Annotated in this window: 7 protein-coding genes and 1 pseudogene; 6 read left to right on the top strand and 2 right to left on the bottom strand. The window is 60.9% G+C overall.

Annotated features, from left to right (window positions below; translation table 11 throughout):
* The first annotated feature begins 168 nt into the window (after positions 1–168).
* From J3U88_RS19640 to J3U88_RS19650, 3 genes are all read left to right on the top strand, one after another.
* Positions 169–1,467 (top strand): hypothetical protein, encoded by a 1,299-nt coding sequence (locus tag J3U88_RS19640; protein WP_207860650.1) that lies wholly within the window; start codon positions 169–171, stop codon positions 1,465–1,467.
* Complete coding sequence (locus J3U88_RS19645; protein ID WP_207860651.1) at positions 1,457–2,770, top strand: hypothetical protein; 1,314 nt, start codon at positions 1,457–1,459, stop codon at positions 2,768–2,770. The genes J3U88_RS19640 and J3U88_RS19645 overlap by 11 nt, the downstream gene beginning before the upstream one ends.
* Positions 2,771–3,056: 286 nt before the next feature.
* The gene (locus J3U88_RS19650; RefSeq protein WP_207860652.1) at positions 3,057–3,452 is read left to right on the top strand and encodes a VOC family protein; all 396 of its coding nucleotides are present in this window, start codon (positions 3,057–3,059) and stop codon (positions 3,450–3,452) included.
* A 7-nt stretch (positions 3,453–3,459) separates the two neighbouring features.
* On the opposite strand, the gene J3U88_RS19655 is transcribed toward J3U88_RS19650, so the two are convergent.
* The gene (locus tag J3U88_RS19655) at positions 3,460–7,773 is read right to left on the bottom strand and encodes a serine/threonine-protein kinase (protein WP_207860653.1); all 4,314 of its coding nucleotides are present in this window, start codon (positions 7,771–7,773) and stop codon (positions 3,460–3,462) included.
* Positions 7,774–8,072: 299 nt separating this feature from the next.
* Between J3U88_RS19655 and J3U88_RS19660 the strand changes: the two genes are divergently transcribed.
* The 3 genes and pseudogenes from J3U88_RS19660 to J3U88_RS19670 all read left to right on the top strand — a co-directional run bounded on the left by J3U88_RS19660 (position 8,073) and on the right by J3U88_RS19670 (position 10,548).
* A complete protein-coding gene (locus J3U88_RS19660; protein ID WP_207860654.1) occupies positions 8,073–8,876 on the top strand; it encodes a DUF3995 domain-containing protein in 804 nt (267 codons plus the stop codon).
* Positions 8,877–8,879: 3 nt separating this feature from the next.
* Positions 8,880–9,017 (top strand): annotated as a pseudogene (locus J3U88_RS35365) (TetR/AcrR family transcriptional regulator); the annotation flags it as partial.
* Positions 9,018–9,525: 508 nt separating this feature from the next.
* Positions 9,526–10,548, top strand: coding sequence for a DUF1835 domain-containing protein (locus J3U88_RS19670; RefSeq protein ID WP_207860656.1), 1,023 nt, complete (start codon positions 9,526–9,528; stop codon positions 10,546–10,548).
* Here the strand turns inward: J3U88_RS19670 and J3U88_RS19675 are convergent.
* Complete coding sequence (locus tag J3U88_RS19675; protein WP_207860657.1) at positions 10,545–10,715, bottom strand: hypothetical protein; 171 nt, start codon at positions 10,713–10,715, stop codon at positions 10,545–10,547. The two genes, J3U88_RS19670 and J3U88_RS19675, sit on opposite strands and share 4 nt — an antisense overlap.
* Positions 10,716–11,031 lie beyond the last annotated feature (316 nt).

Below are 11,031 nucleotides of genomic sequence, written 5' to 3' on the forward strand. Positions count from 1 at the left end.
GAAAAAGGATAAAATAAACCAAAGAAAAACGACCCTTCAACGATGGTTTTTGCACCCGATAAAAGGAGAGACATGAAGCGAGTTTGACCTATGGATTTTTCAGGGCCGATCGTTCCCATCACCGCCATCGCGGCAACCTTACTCGGAAACGGGTGCTATGTGGCTTTTATGCAACACATGATCAAAAACAAAATACGAACCTTTCTCGCGCGCAAAGGCAGCACCGAGGATACCCCTTTTGCCCTCGGCGACCACATGACCGCGCGCCTGCGCCGCCTTCGCCGGCCTTTCTTCGAAGGCTGGGGTTGGGAAGTCTGGCTCGACATTGAAGTCGACGCACAGATGCCGCTGTTCCCCTGCCAAACCAAGCCGGTCAGCACGGCCCCCGTTCAACCGGACCTTTTCGAGAAAAAAGGCGAGGTTTTTAAAACCTTGGTCCGCACCACCAAGGTCTTCGGCGACCAAGGCGCCTTTTGGGCCCAAATGGATCACCCCACCCGCAAGTGGTTCGCACATTCCTCGGTTGAAATCGGCGGCCGGATCATGAAAGTCAAAATCTTCGACAGCCACGGCAATCAATGGCGCCGGATTATGGATCTTCCCGCGCAACTCGAACAATCGGTGCAACGCGCCAAAGGTTTCGCGGAAAACCTGCTCAAACCCGATCCTGCCGAGGACCTGGCGGTTTTGCTGGCACGCGAGCCCCACGCGGGCGTGCGCCGCAAGGCACTGGCATCGTGGCTCAAATACCGCGACCCCCGCGACCAACCCCCGCCGAACAGCGACCATCTCGACCATACGAACTCGCTGGAATACTGGCTGTTGGTGTTGGACAGCGGCGGCAACCTGCCCGCGATGGTCAAAGCCAAACTTTTTGAATCCAAGGACAAGCACCTTCCAGACTTGGTCTTATCGGTCCTGAGCCGCATGCCCAAAACCCGCCGGCTGACCTTTGGCATGGAAGCCCTGGCCTCCCCCGCCCTCGCTGCCAAAGTCGCCGCGCACCTTACCGGCATCGACGACCACCGTTTGGCAACCGGCCTGATCGCCGCCCACCGGCGCCACGCCGATATTCACCTATTCCACTACATGCACAAAATCTACGCCCCCAGCTTGGTGAGCTACATGTTGGAAATCATCGCAAACGGATCGAAGTCACTGGTTCTGGAAGCGGCCCGCTACGTGGGCAACCACGGTTATGAAGAAACGCTGGCCCCACTGATCAACGGCCGCAAACGCGCGCCGCTCGGCACCCGCGCTAGCTACGACCAAGCCGTCGACCGCCTGCGCTTGCGCTTGGGCGTCTCCGGCGAACACGCGGGCGCGGTGTCGCTGGTGGAGCGCGACCCCCTTCAAGGCGCCCTTGATCTACCCGATGCATCCGAAGGCGCACTGAGCCCCGCATCAACCCAAGCGCATCTGCCAACAAAGAAACCCGCCCACGAGGAGTTGCCCCATGGAAATTGACTGGGAAACCGTCGTAGGCCTTCTGCAGGTCATCGGTTTGTTCGGGCTCATTGTTGCCATTCCGATCCTGTCTACCAAAAGCAAGACCAAGACACTCCTCAAAGCGTTGGCCACCCAGGGCATCACACCCGACACGGCCGTCTCGCTCAAAAACGGCATGACCGCCGTTTTCCAGGTCAAAAAAGAATTACTGGGAAAAAAAAACGAGGATGTGGGCGTTTGGGTGACGATCACACGCGACCCGGATCAACCGGGATTCCCCTGCACGGTCACGCCCCAGGATCGCTTGCATTCCGGGGAGCCCAACACCATCTCGGCCCACGACAAAACCTGCAACTGGGTTTTGTTAAACCAAGACGTCATGGCGTGGATGCGTGACAGGCGGCTGACCATCACTGATCGAATGCTTCAGCTCAAGCTCTACGACACGGGCGAACATCTTAAAGCCCGCGGCGACCAACACACTTACAACATGCTGCAAGCGCTGTCCCGCGCCAACTGGCTGGCCGAAGGATTGACGGCGAGAAACAGATTGCCGTACCTAATCCCTTTACTGGTCGACAATCCCAACGAAAAAGCCAGGCAAAAGGCCCTCAAAACCTATTTGGACCATTTCCCATCACGGGAAGCGCCGCCCGAACACAACGGGGCCGACCTGAACACAGCCTACCCCGAATATTGGCTGTACCATCTGGATTGCGGCGGCGATCTCACCGAAAAACCGCGGACGCGCCTTTTCCAACAACAAGGCAACGCATTGCCCGACCTCTTTTTCCGGGTGCTGCAACGGCTGCCGGCCGCGCGGCGGAACCCCCTGAGTCTGGCGGCCCTGGAAGGTGAGCACTTTGCGCCCGAGGCTTTTTCTATCCTGCAGGCATCGCAAGCGGACGCATTGGCGCACCGCCTGCTGACCCTCTACCGGGAAACCAAAGCCGCCTACCTGGTCCCCTTGGCCGAACAACTCAAGCATCCCGCCGTCCAGACGTTGATGATCACCACGCTAAAGGTCGGCGCCCGCGGCGATTTCAACCGAGCCACGGTCTACCTGGCCCGCTATGGCGACCGAGCCGCATGGGATGCCCTGCGCGACGCCCGCAACATGGTGCCAAGAGGCTCGGCCAAAGGTTATGACAAAGCACTCAAAACCATTCGCAAACGCTTGGGCATCACCAACCAAGACTGGGGTGCCTTGTCCTTGGCGGAACCCGACCCATCACAAGGCGCTCTTGAAATCGCGCAATCCGTCGCAGGCGATCTCGAACCAAAAACCCCGCCGCATCACAACGGTGCGGCGGGAAAATGAAGCGCCAACCCCTTTTTTCTCTCATTGGGTCCCTTCACGTCGCCCCCTTTCGTCCACCTCCCTCAAAACCTCCTGAAACCCTGGAGAGAACCGCGGGTTAGAAAGCGCCTCACACGCCGCCACGCGGCACATCTTGGCACCAACCCACCGGCCGAACCAAACTAAGCCACGAGCCAAGCCGCGACGCGGTCCACCGCAACTTACCAACCCTTCTCGCTTCAGACTGTGCTAGCCTGCATGCACATCCCCCACCCTAATACCGGCACCCACCCCAAGGGAGTGTTTTATGCAAAACCAACTGATGCCCTATCTGATTTTCCCCGGTACCTGCCGTCGCGCACTCGAGTTTTACAACGAATGCACCGGCGGCGAAGTCGCGTTCCTCCAGACCTTTGCCGAATCACCCTTGCAAATCGACGAGGACCATTCCGAGCTTGTTTTTAACGCCGAATTTCACATCGGGCCGGCCCGTTTTCGCGCGTCCGACAACCTACCGCCCCACAAGCTCAACCAAGGCGACAATTTTTCCTTGTTCCTGACCTTCCCCGATCAGGAACGCCAAAAAGCCACCTACACCAAACTGGCCGAGGGCGGCCAAGTCATCATGCCGTTGGAAGGCCCGTTCGGCATGCTCCGCGACAAGTTCGGCATTCAGTGGATGTTGGTTTTTTCACCCGAATAAGCCTGGTTTAACGAATCGCGTCCAGTTGGCGCGCCACCCGACGTGTGAGCGCATGGTCCGCGCCCAAGCGCGCCGCCAGCGTCGCGTGCGCGCCGGCGACCATGCGCGAACCGCGCGCGGATTGGCCTTCGGCAACCAAAAGGCGGCCCGCCGTCGCGTCCATCAACAGGTGGTAGGGATGGGCCGTCGGCAGTTGCTCCGCGGCACCGCCGCGCACTTCCTGCAGCAAAGCCCGAGCTGAATCAAGCCGCCCGCGCGCTGTCAGCGCCGCGACCAAATCGAGCCGCGTCCCCACCATCAGTGGATGGGCCTCGCCGTAAGCCGAGGCGCGCAGCGCCAATACCCAGCGCAAACCGTCTTCCGCCTCGTCCCAGGCACCGCGTTCCATGGCGTCCCGCGCGCGCAGGGCAAGCACACGCGCAAGAGGAAGCGGGTTCTGGAAAGGGAAAAATAGCGCTTCCGCCTCGCGCAAGGCCCGTTCCGTTTCAGCCGGATCGGCCCGACGTCCGCCCAACCGGGCCGCCGTCAACAGGAGCGAGGCACGATCAAAAGGCGCCACATCCGCCGCGGCCAAGGCCGTTTCAATTTCCCGTTGCACCGCCGCAACATCACCCCGTCCGGCGTGGATTTCGGCCGCGAGTTCATAGGTTTCCAACACGCGCCCATCCCCCGGCTCGTAGCGCGCCAGAAAAATCGCACGGGATCGTGCCACCAGCGCTTCCGCCCGGTCCAAGTCCCAGTCCAGCGCCGCCAACCGCGCCAGCCCGTACCAAACCACCCCAACCGAGGGGTGATCCGGGCCGCGCAGCTCAAGCCGAATATCCAGAGCACGGCAGAACAAGCGCTCGGCCTCGGCCAAATCACCCCGCATCGCCAGGGTTTCCGCCAGGGAAACCAGTACGGCGCTGTATCCGTAACTCTCGGGTCCCAACAAACGCGCGCGCAATTCAGCCGCACGGCGCAGGTACAATTCCGCGGTCACCGTATCACCCAAGGCGCGGTGGACCAGCCCGAGATTCCGGCAACTGGAAGCCGTGTTGCTGTTGCCCTCGGGAAAAATCCCGTCCTGAATCCGCAGCACTTCCGCGTATTTGCTGACCGCCGCCTGATAATCGCGGTTGCGGTACAACAACACCGCCACGTTGTTCAGCATGATGGAATAATCCAGCGAGGTCCCACCCAGGGCCGCCTTCTGAATCGCCACCGCGCGTTCGTAATGGGCGACCGCCCCATCCAGATCGCCCTTTTGCGAGAGCACCGCCGCCAGGTTGTTCAAGCTGTTGGCCACGTAAGGATGATCTTCCCCCAGCAGCCTGATTTTGAGATCCACCGAACGCCGCCCTGCATGTTCCGCCTCGTCGTAACGCTCCTGCTCCTTCAGCACCGAGGCCAACTGGTCCAAGGTATTGGCCACCGCTAAATTCAGTTCATCGTAGCGCTTCAGATAAATCGCCAAGGCGCGGCGCAGGTGGTTTTCCGCCTGGGTTGGGTCCCCATGATCCAAACGCACCAAGCTAAGGTTGGCGAGCGTGCGGGCCACCTCCGGGTGCTCTTCGCCAAAAACCCTGCTGTTAATCGCCAAGGCTTCCTGAAGCTTGGTTTCGGCCTCGTCCAAGGCACCTTTTTCGGTCAGCAAAAACCCCAAATCATTCAGGGAATTGGCCACCTTGGGATGTTCGGAACCCAAACGGTTCCGCCGCAGGACCAACACTTGGCGAAAATGGGCCTCGGCTTCTGCATAATCGCCCTGCTCTTGCTGGAGCCGCGCCAAACGCTCCAACACGTGCGCTTTATCCAGCACCGCCTCGGGCGAATCCCGGGTTCGTTGCAGCGCCAAGGCCTGGCGCAAGCGTTCCTCCGCCAAGCCGTATTCGCCGCGAAACTTCAAGATATCGGCCCACTGAACCAGGGTATCACTGAGTCCCAGGAACTTCTCACCGTGCCGATTGACCAGGTCCAGGTAACCCTGCCGCAAAAGATCCTCGGCCACTTCCAGGCGACCCATCGCCAGGTACACCGAACTCAATTGATGGATCACCGAGATCACCACCGGATGGTCCTCGCCCAGCAGGCGGTTCCCCAACGCCAAGGCCTCCGTCAAAAAGGGTTTAGACTCGGCATGGCGACCCTTTGCACCTTCTAACTTTGAAAAACGCAGCAGGTTATCCACAAAATACGGATGCTCGCGCCCATAGTGGCGTTCCACCAACTTTTCGGCCCGAACAAAATGGGCCTCGGCCGCCTCGTAGGCCGCCAGTTCCATGTAGGTTTCCCCAATCGCGGCCACCGTGGGCAACAAGCGCGGGTGTTCCTCACCGAAACGGGCCGTCTCCGTTTCGAGTAAGGCCTGAAGCGCCGCCAGCGAAGGTTCGAATTGATCCAGCGCCGCCAACAAAGCCGCCTGATCCCGCATCAGATCCAATGCCGTTTGCCCGCGTGGATCTTCCAAATGCTGGGTCGCCCGAGCAAAAGCCTCCTTGGCCTCTTGATAGCGACCCAAACCCACCGCAACGCGGCCCCGCGTGTGTTCCAACCGAGCCAAAACTGCTTGCGGCGCACCCACCCGCAAGGGTTCAACCTTGTCCTTCAAACGCTCCTGCGCCGCGGGAAAACGTCCCTGGGCCGCCATGGTTTCAACCATCGCCAGTTCCAGTTCCAACCGTTGCAACCCTGCCAAATCGGGTAAGTCGAGCGCCTCGGCCAATAGGAGCCGGGAACGATCATAACGGCCCAAACCGCGGTATACCTCGCCCAAGGTGAGCAGCAGGGAGGCATGGGTTTCGGGATCGGTTTGCAGGCTCGCGCTCATTTCATGCTGACCGCCCTCCAAAATATCCAAGGCGCTGATCGCTTCACTGTGTTTGCCACTGGTGCGCGGATCGACCTGGTGGAACATCGACACCAAAAAGTCGCGCACCTGTTCCGCCCGGTCCCGCTGAAGGGCCGTTTGATCGCGTTCCGCGGCGATCCGGCGCGATTGATGGTGCGCCTGAAAGGTCGCACCCAGCAGAACCAGCACCAGCAGCGTCCCCCACACCACCTGCACGCGGTTGCGCTGTAAAAATTTCACCAACCGGTAGGCGCTTGACGCCGGCCGCGCATGAATCGGCAAACCGCGTTGGTAGCGCCGTAGGTCTCCGGCGAAGGTGGTCACCGCCGGGTAGCGCAGCTTGCGGTCGCCCGCCAGCGCTTTCATGCAGATGACATCCAAATCTCCACGCAACCGGCTCGAGGCCACCGCGTTCGGCAACCTCCGTTTGAGAACATGCCGACTCGGTTTGTTCATCGTGGGAGCCGTGTGGCACTCCAACATTTGCAGCGGGGTGCGGGCGTCGACCTGGTAGGGTTTATCGCCTGTCAACAGTTCGTACAACAGCACCCCCAAACTGTAGACGTCCGTCGCCGCCGTCAACCGTTCGCGCCGCAGTTGTTCCGGCGAAGCGTAATCCGGGGTGCAGGCCCATTGCTGGTAAAGCGTCATGGTTTGCTGCACTTCCGTATCGGGATCCAGCAGGGAGGCAATGCCGAAATCGAGCAGCTTGGGTTCCCCATTGTGCTGAATGAGGATGTTGTTGGGTTTGAGATCGCGGTGGATGATGAGGTTGTTGTGGGCGAACCCAACCGCATCGCAGATTTTGAGAAACACCGTCAGGCGTTCATCCAAACTCGGTTTCTCTTCCGCGCACCACTGATCCAAGGGCCGCCCGTCAATGTACTCCAGTGCCAGCCAGGGGCGGCCGTCCGCCGTCGTCCCGTGATCCAGGAAAAAGGCGATGTTGGGATGCTGCAGCGACGCCAGCAACCGCATCTCCTTCTTAAACGCCGCCACATGCGGGCCGCCGACCCGCTGCAACACCTTCACCGCCGCGATCTGGCGGGTTTCCCCCTCGCGCTCCCCCAGGTAAATCACCCCCATGCCGCCGCGCCCGATCAACGCTTTTACCGTAAAAGGCCCGATCTCCGCCGGCAAGGGCCCATCCTGTTCGTCATAAAAAACCGGTTGCGCCGCGTCGGCAGGCGCCGGCCCGCCCGCCGTGTCTTGCGCGCGCGCGAACCGATCCGACGCGGCACAACACCGCGCCAGCCAAAGCAGGAATCGGTCTTGGCAGGGCGGCGCCCCTTCCGTCTCGGGGGCAATCGCCGCAAAACGGGTCAAGGCGTCCGCCAAAAGCGGATCGGGGTTTTCAGCCGCGGTTTCCACGACCACCCAACGCAAGAACCCGGCCGCGTCGGCAGCCGGCCCCGTGCGACGGCGCCACGCGTCAAACAACGCGAGAAAATCGGGCCAGCCGGGAAGGTCGTCGTGGGTAGGACCGGTCATCTGTGCCGCTTACACTCCGTTAAAAGGTGGGTCCGCCGCATCGGTTTAGATCGGCGACGGCGCCGGCGCGGACCTCCAAACCCGGCGAAGTTAGGTATTTTTGCCCATTGGTGGCGAAACCAGAAAGGCCGAGGGAGGTTCATGGACCGGCAAAAGGTCCCACCATCTTAACCAAAACCTCGGATAACCCAAACGATGGATGTGACACAAAGCCGCAATCCACGCCGGCCGCGAAATATGGGTTGACGGCAAACAGCCAAAACCATACCATAAGGTACGGTTTGTTTAGGAGGTTTTCCATGTTGCTTTTCCCCATGATCCTCGTGCTTGTCGCCCTCTTCACCTTTTGGTTGCACACCTTCGTCGGCCACCGCCTCGTCCTTGAACCCGTTTTCGCCGCGCCCCTTTCCCGGCTCGCCCGCGGAACCACCGCCGCCGGCTGGCATTTCATTACCTATTTCCTCGCGCTCAACGTCATCGCCGGCGCTTTTGCCGCCCGACCCGACAGCGACCCCAATCTCCTGCTCGCCCTCGCCCTCTTCAACCTCCCCTTCGGCGCGCTTTTCCTCGGTGTCTCCCTCTTCCATTTCCGATCCTTCACCAAGTTGCCGCAAAGCAGCCTGCTCGGTACCATCGGCATCCTCGGCATCGTCGCCTACGTTTGGCCGGTCACCCTTTCCGCCAAGTGGGGGTTCGCCCTGCCGCTCGCCTTGGTCTTGCTGATCATCGCGTTGATCCACGTGGCCTGGGCCCAGGGCTCCTCCTGGCCGGCGGCCAACAGCGACGATTTGCTCGAATTGGTGGTGGGCCAAAAACGCGGTCAGGCCTTTCCCGGCCGCGCGGCCACGCTGGCGGTTGCCGGCCTGCTTGCCGCGGCGGCGGTGCTCACCCTTTTAGCGGCCCGGCTCGGCACCGATGCACCTTGGGTCGCGGGCCTGACCTGGCTGATGGCGGCGGTTTTCGCCCTGCGCGGTTTTGCCGGCTTTTTCGAAACACGCCTGCGACCCGCGACCCGCGACCTGCCCTACCATCATTGGAACCGCGTCTTGTACTCACCGCTCTGCCTGCTGATGGCCGCGAGCGCCGTTGCCGTGGTCTGGTGAGTCATGGCCAAACGGGTTCGCGCCGTCGATTGGTTGGAACAAGGGCTGCACCTGCTCAGCGCGGAAGGCGTGCATGCCCTCACCATCGACCGCCTCTGCACTACACTGGAAAAATCAAAGGGCAGCTTCTACCACCACTTTAAAGACATGGCCGCCTACAACGCCGCCCTGCTCCACCTCTGGCAGGAACGTCACACCACCGACGTCATCCGTCAGGTCGAGCAGGACGCCGACCGCGCGGGCCGCAACCAGCGCCTCAACGCCGTGGTTCTAAAGCTGGATCACCGCTTGGACCAAATCATTCGCGGCTGGGCACGGCATGATCCGCGCGCGGCCCTAGCGGTTCAGCAGGTCGACCAACTGCGTCTGGGTTACATGGCCGAACTCTTCGAAGCCCGCGCGTTACCGGCCGAAACGGCCCGCGCCTTGGCCGAAATGGAGTACACCACCTTCCTAGGCGCCCAACAGCGGTTCGTCGACCTCGGTGCGCCGCAATCCGCGGCCGTGCGTCAAACCCTTATCGACGCCATCGAGGCCTATATCCACCGGCCCGACGTAACCCAGTAATCAAAATCGCCCCTCGCCCGCGCGTTTCTTTGGGTACAATGGGGCTTCACCCCACTCATCGCAAGGACAACGCGCGCGGCTTATGGCTATCCAATCGGATCGTAACGATCTCCACTTTGTGCCCTCCCTTTCCGCGGCGGGCAGCATCAAAAAAGCGTTTGACCTGGAAGAACGCAACCTCATTTCCAAAATGGATCAACTCTCCGTCGGTCCGTTGCTCCCCATAACCCCGCAAGAAACCTGGCGCACGGAACGCCGCCGCTACTGGCAACGCCTCCACCAGCACCGTCACGACCATTCGGTCGAAGCGCTCAGCGCCACGCTGTACGAGGAGCTGGACGACCTGAGCGCGCGTTGTGCCGCCGCCCGACATCTGGTGATTTGGTGCTCGCAGAGTGTGGACGAAACGGTCTGGACCACCTGGCTCATCGCCCTGTTCTCGGAACTGGGCGTCGCACGCGACAAGGTTCGCCTGGTGTTTAGCAAACACCCCGCCTTCCCGGTGTTGCCCTCCAGCGGCATTCTCAATCCAACCGACATTCGCGACAACCAGGAGTGGATGACGGTTGAACCCGCCCAATGGTCGCGGTTGGCCGATTACTATGCCGCGCTGGCGGCGCTCTCCCCGCACCTACGCCTCACCTATTTACAAGCAGGTGACGAGGACGCTTGGCTGGCGGAAGTCACCCTGGCCCTACTCGATTTTTTCCCCAACCACGGCAACGGGCTCAACAGCATCGACATGCGTCTATTGACCGCCGTCAAAAACGGGGTGACCGACGTCATGCGCATCATCGGCAACCAACTCGGGCTTAAAACCTTTCACCGTCACGCCCTCGACGCCGCCTACCTGCACCACCGCCTACTTACCCTCGCCGACGAAAGCCAACCCTTTCCCGCGCTTCATCGCACCACCAGGGCAGGCGGCAACCACGCCAAGGTCACCCTCACCGAAACCGGCGAAGCACTGCTCAACGGCGAACACCATTTCCTCCTGGATCGGTACTGTGAGGATTGGGTCGCCGGTACCCGCATCGCACGCGCCGAGGGCGGCTTTTGGGTTCGCCGCGAACGCGAGATCGAAGTCTGGGACGGCGCCGACTAAAAAACACGCACGACTGTTGCCAAGGGCGATTCGCCCACGTGGCGCACCGCGGCAACCGCGCCGCCGCCCCCCCGCGCGGGCCAATGCTCCAGCGCCATGGAAACGCCGGGATCATCCGCGGTTAAGCGTAGTTCGTAGGCGGACAAGCGCGGAAATAAGGTCGCCACAATCGGCGTCAATGAAGCACCCGCTTCAAGCTGAATCCGGCGTCGCTCCTCCTTCCCGTTTTGATCACGCGCCGACAGGACCACATCCAGATAGTGTGTTGTGGGTTTGAGTGCAAGGGGAAATCTCAGGTTCCACCGTTTTTGTTAGAGCCAGACATACCCCGGCCTAGCGGCCGATGAAGCGGCCGCGTTCAGCGGGGGCATTTTTTCTCCTCAAAAACCTTCTTTTTGTGAAAGGCTTTTGAGGAGAAAAAATGCTGTTGGGATTGAGGTCTACTAGAGACTGAGGTTAACTTGCCGCGGGGAGTTCCTTGCT

This window comes from Acanthopleuribacter pedis, from assembly GCF_017377855.1.
GTDB lineage: Bacteria > Acidobacteriota > Holophagae > Acanthopleuribacterales > Acanthopleuribacteraceae > Acanthopleuribacter > Acanthopleuribacter pedis.

Bases quoted from the DNA above. Each gene is read 5' to 3' on its own strand.
- J3U88_RS19650 (WP_207860652.1), top strand. From the start codon at position 3,057: ATGCAAAACCAACTGATGCCCTATCTGATTTTCCCCGGTACCTGCCGT.
- J3U88_RS19640 (WP_207860650.1), top strand. From the start codon at position 169: ATGCAACACATGATCAAAAACAAAATACGAACCTTTCTCGCGCGCAAA.
- J3U88_RS19645 (WP_207860651.1), top strand. From the start codon at position 1,457: ATGGAAATTGACTGGGAAACCGTCGTAGGCCTTCTGCAGGTCATCGGT.
- J3U88_RS19670 (WP_207860656.1), top strand. From the start codon at position 9,526: ATGGCTATCCAATCGGATCGTAACGATCTCCACTTTGTGCCCTCCCTT.
- J3U88_RS19655 (WP_207860653.1), bottom strand. From the start codon at position 7,773: ATGACCGGTCCTACCCACGACGACCTTCCCGGCTGGCCCGATTTTCTC.
- J3U88_RS19660 (WP_207860654.1), top strand. From the start codon at position 8,073: ATGTTGCTTTTCCCCATGATCCTCGTGCTTGTCGCCCTCTTCACCTTT.